At 36.3% G+C, this 24,170-nt stretch carries 26 protein-coding genes; 20 read left to right on the plus strand and 6 right to left on the minus strand.

Features of this window, described 5'->3' with window-relative positions; all coding sequences use genetic code 11:
• The first annotated feature begins 467 nt into the window (after positions 1–467).
• From H7U22_RS17640 to H7U22_RS17655, 4 genes are all read left to right on the plus strand, one after another.
• Positions 468–614: a hypothetical protein gene (locus H7U22_RS17640; protein WP_187072665.1), complete on the plus strand. Its 147-nt coding sequence runs from the start codon at positions 468–470 to the stop codon at positions 612–614.
• Between the two features lie 256 nt (positions 615–870).
• A complete protein-coding gene (gene lipA, locus H7U22_RS17645; RefSeq protein ID WP_187072666.1) occupies positions 871–1,764 on the plus strand; it encodes a lipoyl synthase in 894 nt (297 codons plus the stop codon).
• Between the two features lie 105 nt (positions 1,765–1,869).
• Entirely contained in the window at positions 1,870–2,421 is a 552-nt protein-coding gene (locus H7U22_RS17650; RefSeq protein WP_187072667.1) for an RNA polymerase sigma factor, read from the plus strand.
• A 2-nt stretch (positions 2,422–2,423) separates the two neighbouring features.
• The gene (locus H7U22_RS17655) at positions 2,424–3,290 is read left to right on the plus strand and encodes an anti-sigma factor (RefSeq protein ID WP_187072668.1); all 867 of its coding nucleotides are present in this window, start codon (positions 2,424–2,426) and stop codon (positions 3,288–3,290) included.
• A 114-nt stretch (positions 3,291–3,404) separates the two neighbouring features.
• On the opposite strand, the gene H7U22_RS17660 is transcribed toward H7U22_RS17655, so the two are convergent.
• Both H7U22_RS17660 and H7U22_RS17665 read right to left on the minus strand, forming a co-directional pair.
• Positions 3,405–4,109: an AIM24 family protein gene (locus H7U22_RS17660; protein ID WP_187072669.1), complete on the minus strand. Its 705-nt coding sequence runs from the start codon at positions 4,107–4,109 to the stop codon at positions 3,405–3,407.
• 170 nt (positions 4,110–4,279) lie between these two features.
• The gene (locus H7U22_RS17665; RefSeq protein WP_248284788.1) at positions 4,280–5,791 is read right to left on the minus strand and encodes an NAD(P)H-hydrate dehydratase; all 1,512 of its coding nucleotides are present in this window, start codon (positions 5,789–5,791) and stop codon (positions 4,280–4,282) included.
• Between the two features lie 188 nt (positions 5,792–5,979).
• On the opposite strand from H7U22_RS17665, the gene yiaA reads away from it, so the two are divergent.
• The 11 genes from yiaA (at position 5,980) to H7U22_RS17720 (ending at position 17,065) form a co-directional block, all read left to right on the plus strand.
• Positions 5,980–6,390 carry an inner membrane protein YiaA gene (yiaA, locus tag H7U22_RS17670; RefSeq protein ID WP_248284789.1) on the plus strand — a complete coding sequence of 137 codons (411 nt, stop codon included), beginning with the start codon at positions 5,980–5,982 and terminating at the stop codon, positions 6,388–6,390.
• Positions 6,391–6,574: 184 nt separating this feature from the next.
• The gene (gene eat, locus H7U22_RS17675) at positions 6,575–7,888 is read left to right on the plus strand and encodes an ethanolamine permease (RefSeq protein WP_187072670.1); all 1,314 of its coding nucleotides are present in this window, start codon (positions 6,575–6,577) and stop codon (positions 7,886–7,888) included.
• Positions 7,888–9,249, plus strand: coding sequence for a glutamine synthetase family protein (locus tag H7U22_RS17680; RefSeq protein ID WP_222621893.1), 1,362 nt, complete (start codon positions 7,888–7,890; stop codon positions 9,247–9,249). Before eat ends, H7U22_RS17680 begins: the two co-directional genes overlap by 1 nt.
• Before the next feature lie 190 nt (positions 9,250–9,439).
• A complete protein-coding gene (locus H7U22_RS17685; RefSeq protein WP_187072671.1) occupies positions 9,440–10,588 on the plus strand; it encodes an iron-containing alcohol dehydrogenase in 1,149 nt (382 codons plus the stop codon).
• 118 nt (positions 10,589–10,706) lie between these two features.
• Positions 10,707–11,411, plus strand: a complete 705-nt coding sequence (locus tag H7U22_RS17690) for a gamma-glutamyl-gamma-aminobutyrate hydrolase family protein (RefSeq protein WP_187072672.1) — start codon at positions 10,707–10,709, stop codon at positions 11,409–11,411.
• Between the two features lie 83 nt (positions 11,412–11,494).
• On the plus strand, positions 11,495–12,862 hold the full coding sequence (locus H7U22_RS17695; RefSeq protein ID WP_187072673.1) for an aldehyde dehydrogenase family protein: 1,368 nt from the start codon (positions 11,495–11,497) through the stop codon (positions 12,860–12,862).
• Between the two features lie 21 nt (positions 12,863–12,883).
• Entirely contained in the window at positions 12,884–13,498 is a 615-nt protein-coding gene (locus tag H7U22_RS17700; RefSeq protein ID WP_187072674.1) for a hypothetical protein, read from the plus strand.
• Between the two features lie 60 nt (positions 13,499–13,558).
• Entirely contained in the window at positions 13,559–15,508 is a 1,950-nt protein-coding gene (locus H7U22_RS17705) for a beta-N-acetylhexosaminidase (RefSeq protein ID WP_222621894.1), read from the plus strand.
• Positions 15,509–15,519: 11 nt separating this feature from the next.
• Positions 15,520–15,993, plus strand: coding sequence for a CYTH domain-containing protein (locus tag H7U22_RS17710; protein WP_187072675.1), 474 nt, complete (start codon positions 15,520–15,522; stop codon positions 15,991–15,993).
• Positions 15,994–16,169: 176 nt separating this feature from the next.
• Positions 16,170–16,634, plus strand: coding sequence for a BON domain-containing protein (locus tag H7U22_RS17715; protein ID WP_187072676.1), 465 nt, complete (start codon positions 16,170–16,172; stop codon positions 16,632–16,634).
• A gap of 8 nt (positions 16,635–16,642) precedes the next feature.
• Positions 16,643–17,065, plus strand: a complete 423-nt coding sequence (locus tag H7U22_RS17720) for an SH3 domain-containing protein (RefSeq protein WP_187072677.1) — start codon at positions 16,643–16,645, stop codon at positions 17,063–17,065.
• A 153-nt stretch (positions 17,066–17,218) separates the two neighbouring features.
• On the opposite strand, the gene H7U22_RS17725 is transcribed toward H7U22_RS17720, so the two are convergent.
• Positions 17,219–18,220, minus strand: coding sequence for an FKBP-type peptidyl-prolyl cis-trans isomerase (locus H7U22_RS17725; protein WP_187072678.1), 1,002 nt, complete (start codon positions 18,218–18,220; stop codon positions 17,219–17,221).
• Positions 18,221–18,263: 43 nt separating this feature from the next.
• Positions 18,264–19,274, minus strand: a complete 1,011-nt coding sequence (locus H7U22_RS17730; RefSeq protein WP_187072679.1) for a DHH family phosphoesterase — start codon at positions 19,272–19,274, stop codon at positions 18,264–18,266.
• 243 nt (positions 19,275–19,517) lie between these two features.
• Between H7U22_RS17730 and H7U22_RS17735 the strand changes: the two genes are divergently transcribed.
• The 4 genes from H7U22_RS17735 (at position 19,518) to H7U22_RS17750 (ending at position 21,661) form a co-directional block, all read left to right on the plus strand.
• Positions 19,518–19,937, plus strand: a complete 420-nt coding sequence (locus tag H7U22_RS17735) for a nucleoside-diphosphate kinase (RefSeq protein WP_056871872.1) — start codon at positions 19,518–19,520, stop codon at positions 19,935–19,937.
• Positions 19,938–20,060: 123 nt separating this feature from the next.
• Positions 20,061–20,834, plus strand: a complete 774-nt coding sequence (locus H7U22_RS17740) for an FKBP-type peptidyl-prolyl cis-trans isomerase (RefSeq protein ID WP_187072680.1) — start codon at positions 20,061–20,063, stop codon at positions 20,832–20,834.
• A gap of 59 nt (positions 20,835–20,893) precedes the next feature.
• Positions 20,894–21,070 (plus strand): hypothetical protein, encoded by a 177-nt coding sequence (locus tag H7U22_RS17745; protein WP_187072681.1) that lies wholly within the window; start codon positions 20,894–20,896, stop codon positions 21,068–21,070.
• Positions 21,071–21,157: 87 nt separating this feature from the next.
• A complete protein-coding gene (locus H7U22_RS17750) occupies positions 21,158–21,661 on the plus strand; it encodes a hypothetical protein (RefSeq protein WP_187072682.1) in 504 nt (167 codons plus the stop codon).
• Between the two features lie 184 nt (positions 21,662–21,845).
• Here H7U22_RS17750 and H7U22_RS17755 read toward each other — a convergent pair whose 3' ends face one another.
• Both H7U22_RS17755 and recF read right to left on the minus strand, forming a co-directional pair.
• Positions 21,846–22,136, minus strand: a complete 291-nt coding sequence (locus tag H7U22_RS17755; RefSeq protein WP_187072683.1) for a DUF721 domain-containing protein — start codon at positions 22,134–22,136, stop codon at positions 21,846–21,848.
• Positions 22,129–23,232: a DNA replication/repair protein RecF gene (recF, locus tag H7U22_RS17760; RefSeq protein ID WP_187072684.1), complete on the minus strand. Its 1,104-nt coding sequence runs from the start codon at positions 23,230–23,232 to the stop codon at positions 22,129–22,131. Before recF ends, H7U22_RS17755 begins: the two co-directional genes overlap by 8 nt.
• 125 nt (positions 23,233–23,357) lie before the next feature.
• Here recF and H7U22_RS17765 point away from each other — a divergent pair, with 125 nt between their 5' ends.
• Positions 23,358–24,023 (plus strand): tetratricopeptide repeat protein, encoded by a 666-nt coding sequence (locus tag H7U22_RS17765; protein ID WP_187072685.1) that lies wholly within the window; start codon positions 23,358–23,360, stop codon positions 24,021–24,023.
• Positions 24,024–24,170: the final 147 nt, after the last annotated feature.

A 24,170-nucleotide genomic window follows, 5' to 3' on the forward strand; every position in this document is an offset into this window, starting at 1 on the left:
TCAGCTAGTAAACAAATTTCACTATTTTACTTAAGGATATGCAATCCATATAAAAAATGCTTGATTACAAATCCAGTGTTATCCATAGTACGAGATGCACTACGCTAACATCTCGAACAGCAAAAAACTACCCCACCTTGCAGGCACCCCTCAAGAGGGGAATAAAACCCATCGACTAAACCAAATTCGTCATTGCGAGGCTGGAAACGAACGAGCCAAAGCAATCTCCCCTTTTCGGAGCGAAAAATCAGTTAATAAACAAATTTCAATACTTTACTGAAGGAAATGCAATCCCTGTAAAAAATGCTCGATTACAAATCCAGTTCTATATATAGTACGAGATGCGCTATGCTAACATCGCGAACAGCAAAAAACGAACAGCAAAAAACCACCCCGCCTTGCAGGCCATCCGCTCAAGAGGAATAAAACCCATCGACTAAACCAAATTCGTCATTGCGAGGCCGGAAATGAGCGAGCCAAAGCAATCTCCCCTTTTCGGAGCGAAAGCCCGTTATGAAAACAAATTTCATGGCTATACTAAAGAAAAAGGCAACGTTTTGGTTGATTATTTAGTGGCAGAACTTGCAAAGCTTCCCTTAGCTCTAAGCATTTGAGCCTTCTTAACTTGGATTGGCTTGCCCACCTAAACCGTATTGAAGCGACATCCCCCGATTTCAGTGTCACGCCTTCTACCACAGGCTTTATCGGGGATACAGCGAAAAGACGGACCGAACCAAAGCCAAAACGTACCTCAGCACCTTTCCAAATTAGTATTCAATTTAATAACCTCCCAAATCATCAATCAAAACATTACAACTTTCAAACATTCGAACATTGCAACATTTCAATCCTAATCCTTAACTTTGTGCTATGATTGATTTACCGGTAGTACCTGCTGTAACTGAAGTTAAACGTAAACCAGATTGGTTGCGTGTGAAATTGCCTGTTGGAAAAGAATATGCGCAAGTTCGGAGCTTGGTTGATACCCATAAGCTTCATACCATTTGCGAAAGTGGCAATTGCCCAAATATGGGTGAATGCTGGGGAGCGGGCACAGCAACATTTATGATTTTAGGTAATATTTGCACCAGAAGTTGTTCTTTTTGTGCGGTTGCAACTGGCAGACCTTTAGCTGTTGATGTTGATGAGCCCAATCGTGTTGCCAATTCGGTAAAATTAATGGGCGTTAAACACTGCGTAATTACCTCGGTAGATCGTGATGACTTAAAAGATGGCGGTTCTATCATTTGGGCGGAAACACTTCAAGCCATCCGTAAAGAAAGTCCTATTACTACATTAGAAACCTTGATTCCTGATTTTAGAGGAATTTGGGATAATTTATATCGCGTTTTAGATGAAAGACCAGAAGTGGTTTCTCACAACATGGAAACGGTTAAGCGTTTAACAAAACAAGTTCGGATTCAAGCTAAATACGATAGAAGTTTAGAGGCTTTGAAGAGAATTTCTGAATTTGGTTTAAGAACTAAAACTGGCATTATGTTGGGTTTGGGTGAAACTGAAGAGGATATTTTTGAAGCGATGGATGATTTAGTGGCTAATGGCGTACATATTTTAACTTTAGGTCAATATTTACAACCCACACGAAACCACCACCCTGTTGTAGATTGGATTCATCCAGATACTTTTGCAATGTATAAAGAAGTTGGAATGGCAAAAGGTTTAAAATATGTAGAAAGTGGACCATTGGTTAGATCTTCATATCATGCTGAAAAACATCTATTTCCAATAGAGGGAATCGCGTAACTTTTGTTTTAAAATTTAATTTGTAAAATCGAACTCTAAAACGGAATACATTATCAAAACATTTTTTTGGTTTTGTTGTTCAGTATTGTATCTTAGTAACCAATAGTGAGTGCATTAAAAAAACTAACCCTAACCGAGCCTGAACTTGTTTCAGCATTGCAATCGAAAGATCCGGCGATACTAAAAACACTGTACAGCATGTATTCATCGTCGTTATTCGGTGTAATATCCCGCATTATTACCCACACCGAACTTGCTGAAGATGTACTACAAGAAACTTTCGTAAAAATTTGGCAATCGGCTACACACTACGACAACACTAAAGGACGTTTATTTACCTGGATGATGAATATCGCCCGGAATCTCTCTATAGACAAACTACGATCGAAAGATTTTAAGAACTCACTCAAAAACCAAGACATCGAAAATAACGTAAGTTTTGTTGATGAGCAAAACAAGGTAACTTTTAACCCGGATGTACTTGGGGTTAAACAACTTGTAGAGAACCTTAAACCTGATTTGCAGGCGGTTCTTGATTTGGTTTATTATAAGGGCTTTACGCATGTAGAGGCTGCAGAAAAATTAGAGTTGCCTTTGGGTACGGTTAAAACCCGAATCCGATTGGCTATTATAGAATTGAGAAGGAATTTTAATTGAGCGTGGAAAATTTAAAAGCATATATAGAATCTGGAGTACTTGAGTTGTACGTTTTAGGTGATTTATCACCAGAAGAAACTGTACAAGTTGAAGAAATGGCATCTCGCTACCCTGAGGTTAGAGATGAAATAGCTGCAATTGAGCAAGCTATGGAACAGTATGCGATGCAAAATGCAGTTGAACCATCGGCAGATGTGGAAACTAAATTGTTTGAGTTGTTGGGATTGAGTGAGGAAAAATTAACCGAAAAAAATATCCCAGTTGCTCCGGTAGCTTTTGTTGTAACTGAAGAACCAAAAGTAATTCAGTTTGATAATAACTATACCAAAGTAAGAACTTTACGTTATGCCTTAGTTGCTTGCGTAGCCTTATTGGTTATGAGTGTTGCTGCACTGTTTATTACTTACAATAGGCTTAATGATGCACATGATCAAATTGCAAGCTTAAATTTCGATAAACAGAAATTTGCCGGAGTGGTAAGCAAACTGGAATTTGATAATCAAGGCCTGAGTAACATGGCGGAGATGAACGATAGTAAAGAATGGGCTACAATTAGATTAGAAGGTCAAAAATTTAGTCCTTCATCTAAAATGAAAGTTTACTGGAACAAGCAAAATAAAAATGTTCTAATAAATTATGTTGCCATGGATTTACCTAAAACTGATGCGGAACATGAATATCAATTGTGGGCATTGGTAAATGGAAAACCAGTAAGTTTAGGTGTGTTTGGTGGAGATGATAAAGCAAAGGAAGCTTTACTTAAAATGCAAACTATAGATCAAGCACAAGCTTTTGCGGTAACTGTAGAACCTGTGGGCGGAAGCGTTAATCCAACAATGGAAAAACTGACCGTAATGGGTGGAGTTTAAATAAGAAATATTTTAAAAATATATAATCCCGACAAATTAAATTGTCGGGATTTTTTTTGTGCCAGTCGAGATTATAAATTTCAACCAACATAAATCTCAAAAAACTATAAGATCTTACGATTTTGCTGCATATTTAACTTCTTCGTAAGGCTGAACTAAAACCCATCCCTCACCAGAAAATTCCAACTGGAAAGATTCTCCACTTCCTCTGCCAATAAAGGAACCGAATGTTAGGTTGGTTTTAATGTTTGGTGATAAATTTTCCGACCAAGCTACAGTTGCATTAGGATCTGTATAAACAGGTTGGCTTGGAGTAACTCTTAACAAGATTGGCTCGCCGTGTGTGGTAATTGCAATATAACCACTTCCTGATAGTTTTACTTGAAACAACCCTCCACTCATCATTCCCGCTACACTCTTCAGCATTTTGATTTCATTTTTGATGCTATCTTCTAGTGCCAAAACATCATTTCCATTAACAAAAATAGATTCGTTTTGCAGTTTAATAATTTTCACTTTCTTGCCTTCATCTGCCAAGTATAATTTACCTGTTCCAGATGCATGCATAAGAGAAGTGCCTTCACCAGAAATTGCCTTTTTTAGCAATCCACCTAAACCTTTACTTAATAATCCTTCTCTCTTAAAATCTACCTGACCAATATAGGCAACCATAGATCCTGCCTTAGCCATTATTTTCTGGTTTTTTAGATTAACCTCCAGCATGGCTGGTTTCTCTAATTCGAAAAAATCATTTTCGTTAGGGTTTTCAGCCGATTCATGAATAAGCTCCGTTAATGTGTATTCTTTGTTTGTACTCATAATTTAGATTGCTAGTAATTTTCTGATTTTTTTTTGAACTCATATGGATTATCAAATGCTAAGCCCAAGCATTAAACAAAAGAAATTTATTAACTCACAACTACAAAGAAGTTATTTTATTGGAAGATTTATAAATTTTAAAATATAGAAATGGTTCGAATCTTAGTGTTTTATACTTGATCATGGGCTTGAAACATCAATTCTTTAATTTCCATAGAAATTCTTTTAGCAACCGCTGATGCCGTTACCACAAATCTTTCCATCGCCAAATAATCTCCTGCTCGCCCATGAACAAAGCAGGCTAAAATTGCAGCATCGGCAGGTGTGTATTTTTGGGCAATAAATGCCACAATTATTCCAGTTAAAACATCCCCCATCCCACCTTGTGCCATTGCTGGATTTCCCGTTGGATTAATATAGACTTTTCCATTTGGCAAACAAATGAACGTAAACTGATTTTTGAGAACAATTATAATCTTCAAATCCCTAGCCTTTTGTTTAGCGGTTTGTAACCGTTCCCACCATGTGATGTGATCACCAAATAAGCGATCAAATTCTTTTAAATGTGGTGTCAGAATAGTGTTTTCTGTTAGTTTTTGAAATAGATCTTGTCGTTCAGCCAACATATTTAGCGCATCTGCATCTATAACCAAAGGTTGTTCTGATGCAATTAATGTTTCTAAAAGTTTTTCATTTTCTGTGGAAACGCCTAAACCTGGCCCCACAGCAATTGCCTGATATTTAGCTGGGTTTTCAATTCTAGTATATTCATCTCTGGGCAAAGCCATTACTTCTGGCAAGCTTGTATTTAATGCAATTAATCCACTTTGTGGGATACACGCTGTTGTTAAACCTGCACCAGAATGCAGGCATGCCATAGATGAAAGTAATGCCGCACCCATTGTATTTGCACTGCCCGCAACAATTAAGGCATGACCATAAGTTCCCTTATGACTAAAAAGTTTACGTGGTTTTAAAAGCTTCTGAATATCTTTTTTTTCTAACAAATAAAAATCAGCATCTTGCTTTTGGATAAAGCCCTCATCCAAACCTATTTCTACAACTTCATACTTATCCGTAGCCAAAGCCGATTCTGGAAAGAAGAAATTAATTTTTGGTCGTTGAAAGCAAATGGTTTTGTAGGCTTTAATTCCATTATATTTTTCGGGTAGTTTTCCTTCAGCAAAAAAACCGGTAGGCACATCTACAGAATAAACCCTTTTGTTTAATTGATTAATAAAACTTACTAAATCTGTGTAAGCACCTTCAAGTGGTTTATTTAATCCCGAACCTAAAATGGCATCAATAATTAAATCAGTTTTGATGTTTTTAAGATCAGAAACTTGATTAATTTCAAACTTCTTACATCTGGTTTCCTCTATCCGCTGTAGGTTTATGGCAAAATCATCACTCTGTTTTGCACTAAAATTAACAACATAAACCTTAATATTTTCATATCCGTTAGCAATCAATAGATGTGCAATTGCCAGTCCATCGCCTCCATTATTCCCTTTCCCACAAAAAATAGCTACACTTTTACTCGTGTCAAATTCGTCTCTTAAAAAGCTTTGAACAAACGCTCTCGCAGCCTTTTCCATTAAATCTATTGAGGCAATGGGTTTATTAGCGATGGTAAATTCATCCGCCTCGCGCATCTGTTCTGAAGTAAGCAATGTTTGCATAAGCCAATATAATGTTATCTCCTTAATAAATATAATGCACACTTATTGTTTTCTCTTCGATAGGCATTTTTAAAACTCCTAAATATTTAGTTTTATATAATCATGTCTTAAAGTAATTTATATATTAGGCAAAAATACCAGATTGCATTCTTTAACGTTTTCTATTGAATTAAATTAACTAATCAAAAATGATGAATCAAAAACCATCGAATGCTTTTGTGGCAGCCGCCTGGATTGCATTAGGTATCGGGATGATAGGCTTTATTGTAGGCTTATGGCGTTCTGATATGCTTCTTAATGAAAAAGGATATTATTTTACCGTTTTGATGTTTGGCCTGTTCGCCGTAATTTCTCTACAAAAAGCCGTTCGGGATAAACTGGAAGGCATCCCTGTTACTGAAATTTACTATGGAATTAGCTGGTTTTCTACTTTGTTAACCATTACATTATTGGTTATCGGCTTGTGGAATGCCACACTCTTGCCTAGCGAAAAAGGATTTTACGCCTTTGCATTTCTACTTTCTTTATTTGGCGCCATAACAGTGCAAAAGAATACTAGAGATAACCAGATTTTTAACAAAAACCAAGACCCCAATTAAACTGAGGGTTTTGAGAAATTAATTTAAACCAGTGCGAAAGCACTGGTTTTTTTGTTAGGATTTATTTTAACGGAGGATAAAAAATCACTAATTTAAACCCCAATTACCGCATAAATAAATTGATAATCATTTCCGAGCAGAATTAATTATTTATCTATTCAAACTCTTGCTTAAACCATAAAGGATGGCAAAAACAGACGGTTTAAAGAAAACGCTCAGTCCATTTATGCTCTGGGGGCTTGGCGTTGGCTATGTTATTTCGGGCATGTATTTCGGCTGGAACTTAGGCTTAGAAAAAGGTGGAACACTTGGCATGGCCATCGCTACGGTTGCCATTATGGTGATGTATGTAACTTTTAGCTTTAGCTATGCAGAGCTTGCCTGTGCCATACCAAAAGCCGGTGGTGTTTTCGATTACGCCAACAAAGCCTTAGGTAAAAACTTAGGGTTTATAGCTGGTATTGCTCAAATGGTCGAATTTATATTTGCACCACCAGCCATTGCTTTTGCAATCAGCGCTTATTTCAATGCCTTTTTCCCTCAGGTTCCAATTTTGGCCAGCGCAATAGCCATCTATTTTATTTTCACTGCCTTGAACATTTACGGCATAAAAGCGGCCGCATCTTTTGAAATGATTATAACTGTTTTGGCCGTTGGCGAATTGTTATTGTTTTCTGGAATTACTTTGCCAAAGTTCCATGTTGAAAACCTAGTGCATAATAATTTTCCTAATGGTTGGAGCGGAATGTTTGCTGCAATTCCTTTTGCCATATGGTTTTTCTTAGGTATAGAGGGCATTGCAAACGTGGCTGAGGAAACCAAAAACCCACAAAAAGACATTAGTAAAGGTTTTGGATGGGCAATTTTCACCCTTGTTATCTTATGCGTGTTAGTTTTCATTTCAACCATTGGCATTGCGGGTTGGGAAGCCATTGTTTATAAAAACGGCAAATCAGGAGAAACATCTGATTCACCTCTTCCATTAGCACTTTCGATCATCACTGGAGATAACCATTTGATGTATCATTTACTCATCACGGTTGGTTTATTTGGATTGGTTGCATCTTTCCACGGATTGGTTTTGGCCGCTGGCAGATCGACCTACGAAATGGGAAAATCCAAAAGTATTCCAAGTATTTTAGGAAAAATCTCGCCCAAATTTCAAACGCCTGCCAATGCATTAATCGGTAATATGATCATCGGAATTATTGCTTTGCTCTCTGGCAAAACATCAGAAATTATTATTATTTCTGTTTTTGGAGCACTAACATTGTACATTATTTCGATGATTTCGGTTATGGTTTTGCGAAAAACTGCACCCGAAATGCCAAGACCTTTTAAGGTTCCTGTTTATCCGCTCTTTCCAATCCTCGCATTAATTATTGCATCAATTTCTTTTATCGCAATGCTGATTTATAATCTTAAATTAGGTTTAATTTATTCGGGGATTATCTTAGGCATATTTCTTTTATACAAAATATTTAAAAAGGCAGATTAATGATTAAGACAAAGGAAATTCTTGACTATGTAAAAAATCATCCTTCGGGAAAGGTTAAAATTGCCGTTGCAGATATTGATGGCGTTTTAAGAGGAAAATATATTGCTGCAGAAAAATTTGCTTCACTTATTGAAGGCAGACTTGGTTTTTGCGACGTAACTTTTGGCTGGGATGCTGGAGATGTAGCTTACGATAATGGAAAATATACGGGCTGGCATACGGGTTATCCCGATGCTCAAGTTAAAATTGACATCACCACTTTTAGAAAAATCCCCTGGGAAAACGATGTTCCTTTTTTTCTAGGCGATTTTATTGATGATCAAGAAAAGCCAAATTATGTTTGTCCGAGGCAGTTACTTAAAAAACTAACGGCAGAATGTAAAAATGCAGGTTTTTCACCATTTTTTGCACAAGAATTTGAATGGTTTAATTTTGCCGAAACACCAGAATCCATTCAAGAAAAAGGCTTTGCAAATTTAAAGCCGTTAACCCCCGGAATGTTTGGTTACTCCATTTTAAGGAGTTCTCTAAAAAACGAATTCATGACCGATTTATTCGATCTGCTCAATAAATTCGACATTCCAATAGAAGGTTTACATACCGAAACTGGTCCCGGTGTTTATGAAGCCGCTATTATGTACGCCCCAATTTTAAAAGCTGCAGACCAAGCTATTCTGTTTAAAACCTCTGTTAAGGAAATCGCCTATAAACATGGCATCTTAGCTACTTTCATGGCGAAGTTTAACGAGAATTTACCTGGTTGCAGCGGTCACGTTCATCAAAGCTTATGGGATTTGGATAATAAAACTAACTTATTTTATGATGAACAAGATCAGGATAAAATGAGTGAAACTATGAAAAGCTATATTGCTGGTCAGCTGTATTGTTTGCCACATATTTTGCCCATGATTGCGCCAACAATAAATAGCTACAAACGATTGGTTGAAGGTGCTTGGGCACCAACAACGGTAACTTGGGGCATTGATAATCGAACTACTGCATTACGAGCATTACCTGGAAGCAAGAAGGCTACTCGACTCGAAACCAGAATTGTTGGTTCGGATACGAATCCTTATCTAGCACTTTCTGCTTGTTTGGCATCGGGTTTATACGGTGTAAAAAACAAAATGAAATTAGAACAGCCTCCTACAAATGGTAATGGTTATATAGATTTATCTAACGGAACTTTATCCCGCAACTTATTTGAAGCAACCCAAAAAATGAAAAATTCTGATTTAGCGAAAGCGCTTTTGGGTGCAAATTTTGTGGAGCATTTTACCATGACGCGTGAATGGGAATGTAAGCAATATGCAAAAGCAGTAACCGATTGGGAACTGAAAAGATATTTGGAGACAATATAGTTCATTTGTTTTACCACCCAAGATACCTTAGTTAACCTTAGCTGGAAGTTAAATATAATTCCAAAAGCACAACATCCCTTAGATGTTCTTAGGTGTCTGAGGTGGTGAAAAACTAAACTCGATGACCAAAAACAAATCTCTAAGAACATCTAAGAACGTTTAATGTGATAGAAAATTAAAATACCATCAAATGATATTCGATAAAATTCATCAATTTAATTTCCCAACAACCATTCGTTTTGGTGCAGGTGCAGTAAAAGAATTACCAGCATATTTACAGCAATACAGCATTAAAGCACCATTAGTTGTTACCGACCCTACGATTGCACAACTTCCGTTCTTCAAAAAAATCATTGCGGATTTGAAAGCGAAAAACATTTCGGTCGAAGTTTTTAGCGACATTCATAAAAACCCCGTTAAAAGTGATGTTTATAAAGGGAGCGATGCTTGGGATGCCACACAAAGAGATAGCATTATTGGCATTGGTGGCGGTGCTGCATTAGATGTTGCAAGAGCAATCGTTTTACGCATCAATCATAGAGAAGATTTATTTAAATACGACGATTTAATTGGCGGAGATATTTATGTCACCAACGATGTTCCGCATTTTATAACCATTCCAACCACATCAGGCACAGGGAGCGAAGTTGGTCGCAGTGCGATTATAGCCGACGATGAAACGCATCAGAAAAAAATCTTGTTCTCGCCAAAATTAATGGCCCAAATCGTTTTCGCCGACCCAGAATTAACAATGGATTTGCCCCCATTTATTACCGCTGCGACAGGCATGGATGCCTTAACGCACAATATGGAGGCTTATCTGGCTAAAAATTTTCATCCCATGTGCGATGGGATAGCATTGGAAGGAATTTCTTTAATTAAAGATTCCTTAGAAAAAGCGACCAACAGTCCTGATTTAGAAAGCAGAAGCAAAATGTTAATGGCTTCTATGATGGGTGCAATTGCTTTCCAAAAAGGATTGGGCGTTGTCCATTCGCTTGCTCATCCCCTATCTTCGCTTTTAGATACACACCATGGTTTGGCGAATGCTGTAAATATCCCATACGGAATGCAGTTTAATATTTCTGGTTTCGAAGATCGGTTTCGTAAAATTGCCCGAACACTAGAGTTGAAAGATGAAACTGGAGAAGCGGTTGTAAAATATTTGTTCGATTTAAATTCAAAGATTAATATTCCACATAAATTGAGCGATATTGGTGTTAAGAATGAACATATAGAGACGCTTGCCGATTTGGCTTTTGCCGACTTTGCTCATCCCAACAATCCGAAACCAGTGAGCAGAGAAAATTTTAAACAACTGTATTTAACCGCTCTGTAGAAACATTAACCACAGATAAGAAGGATAAACATATATAACAGATCAAAAAAATAATTGTCAGGTTTTGAATATTTACCAAATCTGTGTTCATCTGTGAAAATCCATGGTAAAAAATATTATGAATAATAAAATAACTATAGGTGTAACCGACTGCAGCAAATTCGAAATTTACAGCAACTGGGTTTTATCATACAATGAAAACATAGAAGTTATTCAGTTGGGCTACAAACTCAACAATTTTGATTTAATAAAAAAGTGTCACGGCATAGTGCTAACAGGTGGTGAAGATGTACATCCGAAATTTTATAATCAGCCGAAATATTACGAATACTGCTACGAAGATGACATTGATGAGCAACGCGATGAATTTGAATTTAAAGTATTGGAGTATACAGAAAAGAACAAAATCCCAGTTTTGGGAATCTGCCGAGGAATGCAGGTTGGTAATGTTTATTTCGGAGGAACTTTGATTCCAGATATTCCTGCTTGGGGAAAATTTAACCATGCAAAAATGCCAGATCATTCAGATCGTTATCACGAAATAATTGTAAATCCTTCTTCATGGCTAAATCAAATTGTAAATACTGATAAAGGATTGGTGAATAGCAATCACCACCAGAGCACAGATAAAACAGGAAAAGGCCTAGTTGTGAGTGCCCTTTCGCCAGATGGAATTACCGAAGCAATGGAACGAATGTACCCAGAAGGAAAATCCTTTTTATGTTTTGTGCAATGGCATCCTGAAAGGTTAAAAGATCAAAAAAGTCCTTTCAGCAAAAATTTACATGAGGCATTTATTAGTGCGATTACCAATAATTTATAACTACAATCCACGAAAACTAAGGTTAATTTGGGAGCTGATTTATTCCGTGAATCCCGTGTTTCCGTGGCAAAATTAACTACATCATGCAAATTATCAATCCAGCTACCGAAGAAATTATTGCCACCTTAGAAGAAGACAATCAAGCTTCCTTGCAAACCAAATTTGAAACCTTAAAACAAGCCCAACTAAGCTGGAAGCTGCAATCACTCCAAGAAAGAATATCTATTCTCTCAACTTTTAGTGATTTACTGGAAACTGAAATTGAGGATTTAGCATTAACCTTAACCAGCGAAGTTGGCAAACCTTTACAGCAATCCCGAAATGAAATTAATGGTGCAAGAGCCCGTATAAAATGGATGCTTTCTAATGCAGAAAAGTATTTATCGGATGAAGTTATGGTCGACGAACCTGGTTTAAAGGAAATTATCAAATACGAGCCTCTTGGCGTAATCTGCAACATTTCAGCATGGAATTATCCTTACCTAGTTGCTGTTAATGTATTTATTCCAGCTTTACTTAGCGGAAATTCTGTAATGTACAAACCTTCAGAATATGCCACGCTAACGGGTTTAAAAATTGAAAAATTACTTAAAAAAGCAGGCCTTCCTGAAGAAGTCTTTCAGGTCGCTATTGGCGCAAAGGAAACAGGCTCAGCTTTGCTAGATCTAAATTTTGATGGTTACTTTTTTACTGGTTCATACAAAACTGGTAAATTTATCTATGAAAAAGTGGCATCCAAAATGGTTCCTTGCCAATTAGAATTGGGCGGAAAAGACCCTTTATATGTAGCTGAAGATGTTTCAGATATAAAAAATGTGGCTATTGGAACTGCTGATGGTGTATTTTACAACAACGGACAAAGCTGTTGCTCGGTTGAGCGGATTTACGTGCACGAGAAAAATTATGAGGAATATTTAAATGCGTTTGTAGAGGAAGTGAGCAGTTGGAAAAGTGGTTCTCCAACCGAAGATGGTGTATATCTTGGGGCACTTACTCGAAAAGATCAAATTATCGTTCTGGAAAACCAGATTGAAGATGCATTAGCTAAAGGTGCAAGAATTTTAACAGGTGGTAAAAAAGACGAAAATAGCAAAGGTTACTTTTTTGAGCCCACCGTTTTAACCAATGTTACAAATGAAATGTTGGTGATGCAAGAAGAAAGCTTCGGGCCGATAATCGGAATTATGAAAGTAAAAGACGATGATGAAGCTTTGAAAATGATGCAGGACACGGAGTATGGTTTAACGGCGTCTGTGTATTCGGCAAATCAATCCAGAGCGGAAAAAATTCTTAGTCAATTAGATTCTGGCTCAGGCTACTGGAACTGTTGCGATCGCGTGAGTGCAGCCCTGCCTTGGAGCGGAAGAAAACATTCAGGAATCGGAGCCACACTTTCCCATCAAGGTTTACGAGCTTTTACCAAACCTAAAGGCTATCATTTAAGAGGATAATTACCTACAAGAATAAAAAACATGATCCCGATTGAAGATATAATTAAAAATTATAGAACTTTTGATGATGCAACAATTCAAAAGATTGCACTAAATCCCAAAGGTTTAAGGAAGGAAATTGTTGATGTTCTGAATGATGAGATCGCTAGAAGAAACCTAGATTTAGGCTTAATAGAATGGGTAAAAGTCGAAACAGATTTTTACGAAGGGTCAGAAATAGAAAGATTAACTGTTGATATAAAAAGTACAATCTGCACCAATTGCAATCTAGAAACCGAACTAAACGGCTATCGATTCAATACAATTTATTCTTTTATATTTGGCGCTTCAACAGAGGTAAAACATCAAATAATATGCGCCAAATGTGCTCATGAAAAAAGATTGAGAAGTATGTTCTTAACTTCAATTTGTGGTTGGTGGTCAGTTCATGGACTTTTCGCGACTCCTATTTCATTAATTTCAGACCTATTTCTATTGAACAAGCCAGAGAAGCATAGTGAAGAAGTAATCAATGCTTTTATAGAACATAATACTGGGATGCTGAGAAGAATTGAAAAACGGAACGGAAAATTAGATTCTTTAATCAGAAGATTTAACGGAATACAACAAACTGACTCAGAAGAATTATTCAATTAAAGCTTTTTTTAATAAATTGCGGATTATACTTATTCGGTTAATCCGTAGTTAATTATATTGATGAAGAAATTATTCCTAATTATCTCTTGCTGCATACTTACAGCCAACACATTTGCACAGAACATTGTAACCGAAACTGAGGCCGGTGATTCTGAAACTGCCATGTCGCAAACGCCAATAGCCATAATTCCAGAACCAGTTTCATTAATGAAAAAAGCTGGATCGTTCACACTACCAGAAAACGTGATCATTCAAGCCTTAAAAGGAGCGGATTTAAAGCAGTCGATAGATTTCTTGTCAAACAGAATTACTGTTGCGACCGGAAAATTTGTGAGCACACTAAACAATGCCACACACCCAACAATAAAATTAATTTTAAACAGTCAGGTAGACCCACAATTAGGAACAGAGGGTTATAAATTAAATGTTAATCCTACTCAAATCGTAATCACGGCGAATAAACCAGCAGGCATTTTTTATGGCGCACAATCGTTAATCCAATTATTCCCTGCAGAAATTGAAAGCAAAGAATTGGTTAACAATGTGAAATGGAAACTTCCATGTGTAGATGTTGTCGATTACCCGAAACTGGGTTGGCGAGGTTTAATGTTCGATGTTGCGCGTCACTTTTTTACCAAAGAGGAAGTAAAACATTTCATTGATGATATGGTTCGCTATAAATTTAACCTTCTGCACCTGCATTTAGCAGATGATGAAGGTTGGAGAATCGAAATTAAAGGTCTCCCAAAACTTACAGAAGTTGGTGCTTGGAGTGTTAAAAAAACTGGAACTTTTGGCGATTTTGTTCCGCCATCAGCCGATGAACCTAGAACTTATGGTGGTTTTTATACTCAAGAAGATATCAAGGAACTTGTTCAATATGCACAAGAACGTTTTGTTAATATACTACCGGAGATTGATGTTCCTGGACATAGTTTAGCCGTAATTGCTTCTTATCCAGAGTTATCCTGCACCCCAGAAGCGGTAAATTACAAAGTTCGTTCAGGAGAAAAAATCATGGATTGGAGTCGTGGTGCACCACCAATTGCACTTGTTGATAATACACTCTGCCCAGCAAATGAAAAAGTTTACAGCTTTTTAGATACCGTAATTACGCAAATAGCCCAACTTTTCCCGTTCGAATACATCCACATGGGTGGCGATGAAGCTTCTCATAATTTTTGGGAAAAGAACGAACAGGTTAAACAATTAATGCTTCGCGAAGGCTTAAAAACAATCCCTCAGGTTCAGGCCTATTTTGAAAAACGTGTAGAGCAGATTGTGGTTGCCAAAGGCAAAAAGTTTATGGGCTGGGATGAAATTTTGGATGGCGGAATTTCTCCAACGGCAGCAGTTATGAGCTGGAGGGGAATGAAATACGGCATTCAAGCGGCTAATGACAAACATAATGTGGTAATGAGCCCTACTGAATTTGCTTATTTAGATTATATGCAAGCTGATGTAAGTACGGAGCCGAAAGTTTATGCTTCGCTCAGATTAAACAAGGTTTATCAGTTTAATCCTGTACCAGCTGGAGTTAATGCTCAATATATTATCGGCGGACAAGCAAATTTATGGACCGAACAGGTTTATAACTTCCGCCAGGTAGAATATATGGTTTGGCCAAGAGCTTTCGCAATTTCGGAATCGATTTGGAGCCCGATAGAAAAGAAAAACTGGACAAACTTTGTTGATCGAACAGAGCAACATTTTAAGCGTTTAGATTTAGCTGAGGTAAAATATAGTCCTGCAATTTACGATCCTATTATCACCGTAAAACGCAGCGCAGATAAACAATTATTAATTGAATTAACGCCAGAAGTTGATAATTTAGAGATTTATTACAGCTTTGATAATTCGATACCCGACCGTTTCTATCCAAAATATACTTCAGCTTTACAAGTTCCAAAAGACGCAAGTCTTTTAAAGATTATCACTTATAGAGGCAAACAACCAATTGGAAGATTAATTAGTGTATCGGTTGCAGATTTACAGAAAAGATCGAGATAATAGAGAGGCATATGGGAAAAGAGATAGAAAGAAAGTTTTTGCTTGATCGAGATAAATGGCTGGAGGTAGATAAACCTACGGGTCAACATTTTAGGCAGGGATATATTTTAACCGATCCGAATAAAACGATTAGGGTAAGAACCACCGAAACCAAAGGTTTTTTAACCATTAAAGGCATTTCTGTAGGTGCATCTAGATTGGAATATGAATACGAAATCCCTTTAGTTGAAGCTTCTGAATTACTGGATAACTTCGCAACCTCTGAACTGGAAAAAATTAGATATGTTGTTACCTATAGAGAGAAAGTTTGGGAAGTGGATGAATTTTTAGGCGATAACTTTGGTTTGATGGTCGCCGAAATCGAGTTGACTAGCGAGGATGAGGAATTTGAACTTCCAGAATGGATTGATCAAGAAGTAACCGAAGATCAGAAATATTACAATTCCAACTTAACTTTAAATCCCTACAAACTCTGGGCCCGATAATCTCTTAAATTTACCACGATTTATTAATGTGTATAAATAAAAGCACATTTTCAATTTCATTTAAACCCCTATTCATATATTAGCCTTACCAAAATCATCCCAACGATTAGTGAAATGAAATTATTTAACCAATAATTCTATTCTCTGCATTTTTTAATTAAAATAAATATAAAAGGATGAAAACAACTAATTTATTAATGAGTATGGTAATTGCCACTACGTTATTTTTCGTAGGGTGTAAACCAAAGGATGCAGCTATCCAAGCTGCAGTTCAGGCCAAGGAAGCCACAGGAATCACTGTTGCAGTAACTAAAGGCGATGTAACCTTAACTGGCGAAGTTGCGGATGAGGCAGCTAAAGCCAAAGCTGAAGAGGTTGCAAAAGCAGAAAAAGGTGTCAAAACGGTTATAAACAGTCTAACCGTTAAGCCGGCACCGCTACCTGTTGTCATTTCAGAGGACCCAACCTTATCCAAAAATGTGATTGATGCCGTAAAAGACTTTCCAATGGTTAAGGCAACAGTTAAAGATGGTGTAGTAACCTTAACAGGAGAAATTAAAAAACCAGCTCTAATTACTTTAATGCAACATTTAAATGCCTTAAAGCCTAAGAAAATCGAAAACAAGTTAACTGTTAAATAATCTTGATCATGGCATTAGAAGATAAATATAAAGCATTAACCGATGCTGCAACTGCAGCTGGTATAACAGATTTAGCCGTAAGAGAACAAGATGGTGTTCTATATATTGATGGAACGGCATCAGATGGTGCAACCAAAGATAATTTGTGGGCCATTTACGATCAAATTGATCCTAATTTTACTTCCGGAGATTTAGTATTAAATGTAAATGTAGCGATTGATGTTGCAGTTACACATGCAAAAGTAGTTACTCAGAATAGCAACCTAAACATTCGCAAGGGACCAGGAACAGATCAACCTATTGTTGGCAAAGCAGCCCACGGAGAGGTGATTACCCTAGTAAACAGAAGCAATGATTTATGGTGGTTGGTGCGAACTAACGATGGTGAAGAAGGTTATTGCTACGCACAATACTTAGAAGCACAAGCTTAATATTGAGCTTTATTAAGCTACAGTATTCCATTCAAGAGATTCATGGTCTTTCACCATGAATCTCTTTTTTATAAATAGAAAATAGGTAAAAAAGCAAAAGGCTTAAGATTTTAAAATCTTAAGCCTTTTGTTTAATGTATTGATTTACCGCTATTATTTTGTAGCCGGCGCTGGAGCCATTGTTGGAGGAGGCAATTGAGTAACTGCTGAACCTTTTTTAATGCCTTTTAATTCAATATCAAAAACTAATGGAGTGAATGGGTTAATTGGACCACCACCGTTTTCACCATAACCTAATTTAGAAGGGATAACGATTTTGATTTTACCACCAACACCAATTAACTGAACACCTTCGATAAATCCTGGAGCCAATTGACCAAGAACTAAAGGACGAGCAGCATATTGAGCCATTGGAGAGAAAATTCCAGCTTCTTTAGCCGTTTTAGAATTTGATGTATCAAATACATTGATTTTGCCATCGCCTTTTTTGTTTGTGAACTGACCAGTATAATCAACCATAACTGTATCTGTTAAAGCTGCTCTTTCTGAATTACCAGCTGCTTCGATTACATATTGTAAACCAGATGCAGAAGCTGTAGTTTTAAGACTGTTATCAGCAATATATTTTTTGATTTTAGCATCTTCAGAAGCTTTGTTTTTAGCTATTAAAGCTTTGTATTCTGTTTCGAAGAATTCTCTTTTCTTTTTCTCGAAAGTAGAATCAGCTTCGTTAGCTATTTTATGCAATACTTTTTCAATTTTAACTGTAAAAGTAGCGTAATTGTCTTTTGTACCAACTGGTTTTGGTTGACCAGAATATTTAGCCATCGAGTCTAAGTTCAATTTAAAAGTTGCACTATCGCCTTCGCCTAATAATTTTAAAGCTGCAACCATATCGCCTTTAAACATCGATTTGCTGATTGGGAAAAACGCTGGACGTTCGTTATCATAAGTGTTAACCAATGTCGAATCGCCATTAGATTTAGTTTCGATAACTTGAATACCGTTCAACTTTACAAAATCACCTTCTTGGATTTTAGCTTTTCCTTCGCTTTTGTAAATCTTGTAGGTCATATCACCCTCACCTTTTTCAAACTTGTTACAAGCAGCTAAACCTAAAGTTGCTGCTGCCAGAATAATAATTCCTCTTTTCATTTTATTGTTTTAAACTTTTTTTGATTTTTATTTGCTTATTGCTTTATGCAATTAATTGATTCTTATATTCTTCCAAGATCGATTTAAACTCATCTACCACAACATTCAGTGGCTTTTCTGCTGCTCCACCTGCTGCGTTTCTATGTCCGCCACCATTGAAATATTTTTTACAAATTTCGTTCGCCGGAAAATCTCCCGTAGAGCGAACCGATAATTTAACCTTATCAGATCTTTCTACAATTAAAGCTGCCAAGCGAATTCCATTAATTGAAAGTGCGTAATTAACTACGCCTTCGGTATCGCCAGTTGCGCTGTGGTATTTCGCCAGTTCATCTTTCGTTACCGAAATTATAGCGGTATTGTATTCTCTTAAAACTTCTAATTTGTTTGATAAGCAGTAGCCTAAGAAACGTAAACGATCTTCGCTTGCATTATCATATACCAATTGATGAATTTTCCAGTGTTCTGCTCCTAAATCGATTAGGTTAGCCGCAATGCGATAAACTTCTGAAGTTGCGGAAGGGAATCGGAAAGATCCAGAATCCGTCATGATTCCTGTATATAAACAGGCCGCAACATCTTTATTTATTCCAGCTTCATCCTCTAATTGATTAACAATAAAATCGTAAACCAACTGAGCGGCTGCACAAGCATTAATATCCCAATGGCGATAATCATCAAAATCTTCAGGCTCCAAATGATGGTCGATCATTATTTTCTTAGCGCCTGAAGCTCTAACCAATTCGCCTAGTTCGTTAATGCGACTTAAAGTATTAAAATCTAAACAGAAAATAATCGATGCTTCATCCACCAATTTAGCAGCTTCTTCTTGTGCTTCAGTGAAGATAATTACATCAGAATTGTTGGGCATCCAATGCAAAAAATTTGGATAATCTGTTGGCGTGATCACCCTAACATGATGGCCTTTCTGAATTAGATATCCATATAAACCCAATGATGAACCTAATGCATCGCCATCTGGTTTATGATGCGTTGTGATCACAATTCGTTGTGGCGTAGCCAATAGGGATTTTAACTCTGTTAATGTAAGCATATATTTTTTGCGTTGCAAAGCTAAGGATTTTTAGGCTAGGATTAAAGGATTTTAAGTTTAGTATAAATAAGCCTAAAAAATAAAACCAACCTATTGAAAAACAATTAATTAAAAAATAGATTTACACATAATACATCAGCTTTACGAACAATGTTTTTATCAAAAGCCATTGCCAAATATTTAGACTGTTGATTATTCCTCAATTAAAACGTATTTTTGCACAAAATTTGATATTAAAACACAATGAGTACTAACAGAACATTTACCATGATTAAGCCTGATGCAGTAGCAAACGGCCATATTGGATCAATCTTAAACGACATTACCAATGCAGGTTTCAAAATCGTTGCATTAAAATATACTAAACTAACGGATGAAACTGCTGGTCAGTTTTATGCAGTTCATGCTGAACGTCCTTTCTACAAAGATTTGGTTAGCTTTATGTCTTCTGGACCAATCGTTGCAGCAATCTTAGAAAAAGATAATGCAATTGAAGACTTCAGAAAATTAATCGGAGCAACTAATCCTGCTGAAGCAGCAGAAGGTACGATCCGTCAGAAATATGCTAAATCAATCGATGCTAACGCTGTTCACGGTTCAGATTCTGATGAAAATGCAGAAATTGAAGGTAACTTCTTCTTCAAAGCAGACGAACGTTTCTAAGTAAAATATAACCTTAACAATAAAACCTCGATCATTTCGGGGTTTTATTGTTTTATAAGTTTTGTATCTTTCGAACTTAAAAAAATCCAATCGCAATGCGATGGACAAACACAAATTACAAGAATGAAAAAAGTTTTCTTAACGATATTGGTTTCAGGTATCGCAGTTGCATCTTTTGCACAAACAAAAAAAACAGTTGCTAAAAAGCCTGTAGCTAAAAAAACCACAGTTGCAAGCAAAACATCTATTGCAAGCATAGGATTAAAGTCTTCTTTGGATTCTACGAGTTATGCTTTCGGAACCTCAATAGGCAGTGGCTTAAAATCTACTGGCTTAACAACATTAAATTACGATGTTTTACTAAAAGGACTAAAAGATGCTTTTCAAGGTGGCAAAACAACCTTAAACCAAGAACAAGCACAACAATGTATTAACGAAGCTTTATCAAAAGCATCAGCAGTTAAAAATAAGGCTGAAAACGAAGCCAATAAAATTAAATTTGCACCCATGATTAAAGAAGGACAGACTTTTCTAGAAGAAAACAAAAAACGTGCAGGCGTTCATACAACTGCGAGTGGTTTACAGTACGAGGTGATAACAGCCGGAACAGGCGTTAAACCTACTGCAACAGACTCAGTTCTAGTTCACTACAAAGGAACATTATTAAATGGTAAACAGTTTGATAGTTCTTATGATAGAGGCGAACCACTTAGCTTTCCATTAAACCGTGTAATTACAGGTTGGACAGAAGGTGTACAATTGATGCCTGCAGGTTCTAAATACAAATTTTTTATTCCGTACAACTTAGCTTACGGCGAACGTGGTGCTGGTCAGGATATTCCGCCTTATAGCGCATTAATTTTCGAAATCGAATTGTTAAAAGTGAACGGAAAATAACGGTTTGCTAAAACTTTATTTAAGTATCGAATGTTAGCTATAACAAAATTAACAACGATATGAAAAGAGCATTCCCTTTAGTACTGATCGCATTTTTATGCAGCACCCTAAGCAGTTGTGAACTGATTGGTGGTATATTTAAAGCCGGCGTTTGGTCGGGTATTATTGTAGTGGTAATAGTGGTTGCCCTGCTAATATGGATTTTAGCAAAAATCTTTGGCGGAGGTAGAAGTTAAATTTTCGTAGTATTACTTTTATAGAGTCATAATAAAAAAATGGGTTGGTAATTAATATTTATCAGCCCATTTTTTTATATTGTAAATATGAAAATCTTCAATATACAGCCAATTCAATTAAATGAATATATTTTTAATGAGGAACATTTAGAAGAGAGCCGTAAGGAAAATAGTTATGAATCTGGATTTGGGTTTGAATGTATGGTAGTCGATTCATTAAAGACTATGATTATTACATTTGAAATCCTAAATACAGTTGGAGGAATAGAATGGACCGAGACCATAATTCCTACAGATGATCCAAATAAGTGGAGCGTACAGGTTAATGGCATGGAAACAGATGATGGTGAAATTTTAATGTCTTACAAAAGTTCTTGCCAGTTTAACCTTGAAAATGAGGGCTTTGAAACTGATGTCTTGTCGTTAACAGATTTTTTAAGCGAGTATAATATCCACACACAAACATTTCTCGATCAATATGGCTTTAAGTCTGCAAAAATGGAAAGAGAACCGCTTAGTCGCCATGCTTTGAAGGAGAATGCAATTATTGCCATTGAAAACTTGAGGGGAAATAATATGTATGAGTTCTAGATTTTTAATACGTGAGCTATACAAATGATGGTTATTGATAATATTTTTTAAGATTTGCTAGCGTTAACGATGGAAGCGGCATCCCCCGATTTTTCATCGGGGATACAGCGGACAGCGTGTAAAAACGCCCAAATAATTAATTTGCAAAAGTTTATAGCCGAATTTAGATTAAAAGGTAAAATCTTTACAAAAACACCATTTCAACAATTACTTCACTCCCTGCGTGTTCGTTCAGTTTCTGAATAATCCCCTGACGAACCATAACCAATTCATTTTTAATTACTGAAGATTCTATTCTGATAAAAAGCTTTTTATCTTTAATATAAATCTGAGTGGTGCGATTTGCAATTGCGGTACCCATAATTTCTGGCCAAATGGCAAGAATGGAAGTTTCGTCGAACTTACGGCGTAAACGATACACATCCAGCATTTTGCCGAAAGCATCTTTTAAAGTAACATCATTAGGTTTACGCATTTTTTATATTTCCGTTTTCAACGTCGAACAAAGTTACTTCGACTTCTATCTTTTTAAAAATCGATTTTACTCTTTCTATTCCAGTATCTGTAATAAATATTTGGCCAAAATCGTGATGAGAAACCATCTGCATCAGCTTCTGAACTCGATTATCATCCAATTTATCAAAAATATCATCTAACAAAAGCAGCGGTTTAAACCCTTTGTTTTTAGCTAAATAGGCATATTGAGCAAGTTTTAAAGCAATTAAAAAAGATTTCTGTTGTCCTTGCGAACCAAATTTTTTGAGTGGCATTTCTGTAATTACAAAAGCCAGTTCATCTTTATGGATTCCAGTAGTTGTTCTTTCTAAAACCCGATCCTTTTCAACCGATTTTCGCAAAAGCTCTTCGAAAGTAGAATCGTTTAACTGCGACTGATAGTTTAACTCGACAGTTTCTTTGTTATCGGTAAGGTAGGTATAATATTGGTTAAAGAGCGGAATAAACTCATCCATAAAAGCCTTGCGGATTATAAAGATCTTATTTCCAGCCATAACCAACTGTTCATCCAATATTTGCAACAATGTGGCGTCATAACGTTTTGTTACTGCAATCTGTTTCAACAGGGCGTTTCTGTTGGCTAAAATCCGATTATAGGTAATCAGCTGATCCAAATAATGAGCATCCGTTTGGGAAATTACGTTGTCGATAAATTTTCTACGTTCCTCACTCCCTTCCATAATCAGATTTACATCGTATGGAGAAACCATCACTACAGGAAACAAACCAATATGATCTGCCAGTTTATCGTATTCTTTTTTATTGCGCTTAAACTGCTTTTTCTGATTCCGTTTTACACCACAACTAATTTTCTCATTCTTCTCGTTCCGGTCGAAATCGCCCTGAATCATAAAAACCTCTTCGGCAGTTTTTATTTGCTGACTATCAATCGGATTAAAATAGCTTTTGCAGAGACATAAATAGTGAATTGCATCGAGCATATTCGTTTTGCCCGAGCCATTATTACCTGTAAAAACGTTTACAGTATCCGAAAAATGGAGATCTGCATCGGTATAGTTTTTAAAATTTAGAAGCGTAATATTCTTTAACCACATAAATAGAGCGCAATTTACCGATTTTTAGCCTCTAAATAACTACTGTTTAATTAAATAGTTCAAAATAAAGATTGATACTTTGACTGAAAAATGTATTTTTGCAATCTTAAATTTTTTAATCAAACATGTCTACAACAGATAACCAGACGATTCAACCTACTAAAAAAGGTTCATTTTTACAGGAAAACAATAAAAGCTTGCTATTTATAGCAGGTGCAATAGTTTTATTAATCGCAGTGTATCTTTGGTACCAAGGCGTATATTTAAAAGGCCGTGCTGAAGAAGCTGCAAGCAAAATGTTCAGATCTGAGCAATTTATCGGTGTAGATTCTTTATCAAACAAAGCAATTAAAGGCGAAGGTGGTTACCCCGGTTTAGAAAAAATTGCTGAAGAGTACGACAATACAAAATCGGCAAACTTAGCTAACTTATACTTAGGTGGAATTTATCTTCGTAAAGGCGAATACAAACAAGCGATAGAAGCTTTAAGTAAATACAGTGCTACTGGTAGCCCAGTTGCAGATCCATTAGCTTTAGGTTTGCTAGGCGATGCTTATAGCGAACTAAAAGACTATAAACAAGCTGCTACTTATTACAAAAAAGCATCAGATAAGGCGAGCAAATTTACTTCGCCAATGTTTTTGAAAAAATTAGGTTTGGTTAACGAAAACTTAAAAGATTTTAAAGGTGCTGTAGAAGCATATAACAAAATCAAATCTCAATACCCTGAAAGCGCAGAAGCACAATTAGTTGATGCTTATATTGCTAGAGCTGAAGGTCAAGTTAAATAATCATTAAATAACTATATTAGGAAAAAGGCTATCGTAAGATGGTCTTTTTTTTTCTTTAAAATTTTAAGAGAATTAATTCTGGCATTTTTATGTCTTTTAATGTTTTACTTATATTTAGAAAAGCAAAGACAATATTTCATTTTAAAG

This window comes from Pedobacter fastidiosus (assembly GCF_014306625.1).
GTDB classification, from domain to species: Bacteria; Bacteroidota; Bacteroidia; order Sphingobacteriales; family Sphingobacteriaceae; genus Pedobacter; species Pedobacter fastidiosus.

What these genes read in the sequence shown, in the direction of transcription:
- H7U22_RS17640 (WP_187072665.1), top strand. Translation starts at nt 468, where the DNA reads ATGAGCGAGCCAAAGCAATCTCCCCTTTTCGGAGCGAAAGCCCGTTAT.
- lipA (WP_187072666.1), top strand. Translation starts at nt 871, where the DNA reads ATGATTGATTTACCGGTAGTACCTGCTGTAACTGAAGTTAAACGTAAA.
- H7U22_RS17660 (WP_187072669.1), bottom strand. Translation starts at nt 4,109, where the DNA reads ATGAGTACAAACAAAGAATACACATTAACGGAGCTTATTCATGAATCG.
- H7U22_RS17665 (WP_248284788.1), bottom strand. Translation starts at nt 5,791, where the DNA reads ATGCAAACATTGCTTACTTCAGAACAGATGCGCGAGGCGGATGAATTT.
- yiaA (WP_248284789.1), top strand. Translation starts at nt 5,980, where the DNA reads ATGATGAATCAAAAACCATCGAATGCTTTTGTGGCAGCCGCCTGGATT.
- eat (WP_187072670.1), top strand. Translation starts at nt 6,575, where the DNA reads ATGGCAAAAACAGACGGTTTAAAGAAAACGCTCAGTCCATTTATGCTC.
- H7U22_RS17680 (WP_222621893.1), top strand. Translation starts at nt 7,888, where the DNA reads ATGATTAAGACAAAGGAAATTCTTGACTATGTAAAAAATCATCCTTCG.
- H7U22_RS17685 (WP_187072671.1), top strand. Translation starts at nt 9,440, where the DNA reads ATGATATTCGATAAAATTCATCAATTTAATTTCCCAACAACCATTCGT.
- H7U22_RS17690 (WP_187072672.1), top strand. Translation starts at nt 10,707, where the DNA reads ATGAATAATAAAATAACTATAGGTGTAACCGACTGCAGCAAATTCGAA.
- H7U22_RS17695 (WP_187072673.1), top strand. Translation starts at nt 11,495, where the DNA reads ATGCAAATTATCAATCCAGCTACCGAAGAAATTATTGCCACCTTAGAA.
- H7U22_RS17700 (WP_187072674.1), top strand. Translation starts at nt 12,884, where the DNA reads ATGATCCCGATTGAAGATATAATTAAAAATTATAGAACTTTTGATGAT.
- H7U22_RS17705 (WP_222621894.1), top strand. Translation starts at nt 13,559, where the DNA reads ATGAAGAAATTATTCCTAATTATCTCTTGCTGCATACTTACAGCCAAC.
- H7U22_RS17710 (WP_187072675.1), top strand. Translation starts at nt 15,520, where the DNA reads ATGGGAAAAGAGATAGAAAGAAAGTTTTTGCTTGATCGAGATAAATGG.
- H7U22_RS17715 (WP_187072676.1), top strand. Translation starts at nt 16,170, where the DNA reads ATGAAAACAACTAATTTATTAATGAGTATGGTAATTGCCACTACGTTA.
- H7U22_RS17720 (WP_187072677.1), top strand. Translation starts at nt 16,643, where the DNA reads ATGGCATTAGAAGATAAATATAAAGCATTAACCGATGCTGCAACTGCA.
- H7U22_RS17725 (WP_187072678.1), bottom strand. Translation starts at nt 18,220, where the DNA reads ATGAAAAGAGGAATTATTATTCTGGCAGCAGCAACTTTAGGTTTAGCT.
- H7U22_RS17730 (WP_187072679.1), bottom strand. Translation starts at nt 19,274, where the DNA reads ATGCTTACATTAACAGAGTTAAAATCCCTATTGGCTACGCCACAACGA.
- H7U22_RS17735 (WP_056871872.1), top strand. Translation starts at nt 19,518, where the DNA reads ATGAGTACTAACAGAACATTTACCATGATTAAGCCTGATGCAGTAGCA.
- H7U22_RS17740 (WP_187072680.1), top strand. Translation starts at nt 20,061, where the DNA reads ATGAAAAAAGTTTTCTTAACGATATTGGTTTCAGGTATCGCAGTTGCA.
- H7U22_RS17745 (WP_187072681.1), top strand. Translation starts at nt 20,894, where the DNA reads ATGAAAAGAGCATTCCCTTTAGTACTGATCGCATTTTTATGCAGCACC.
- H7U22_RS17750 (WP_187072682.1), top strand. Translation starts at nt 21,158, where the DNA reads ATGAAAATCTTCAATATACAGCCAATTCAATTAAATGAATATATTTTT.
- H7U22_RS17755 (WP_187072683.1), bottom strand. Translation starts at nt 22,136, where the DNA reads ATGCGTAAACCTAATGATGTTACTTTAAAAGATGCTTTCGGCAAAATG.
- recF (WP_187072684.1), bottom strand. Translation starts at nt 23,232, where the DNA reads ATGTGGTTAAAGAATATTACGCTTCTAAATTTTAAAAACTATACCGAT.
- H7U22_RS17765 (WP_187072685.1), top strand. Translation starts at nt 23,358, where the DNA reads ATGTCTACAACAGATAACCAGACGATTCAACCTACTAAAAAAGGTTCA.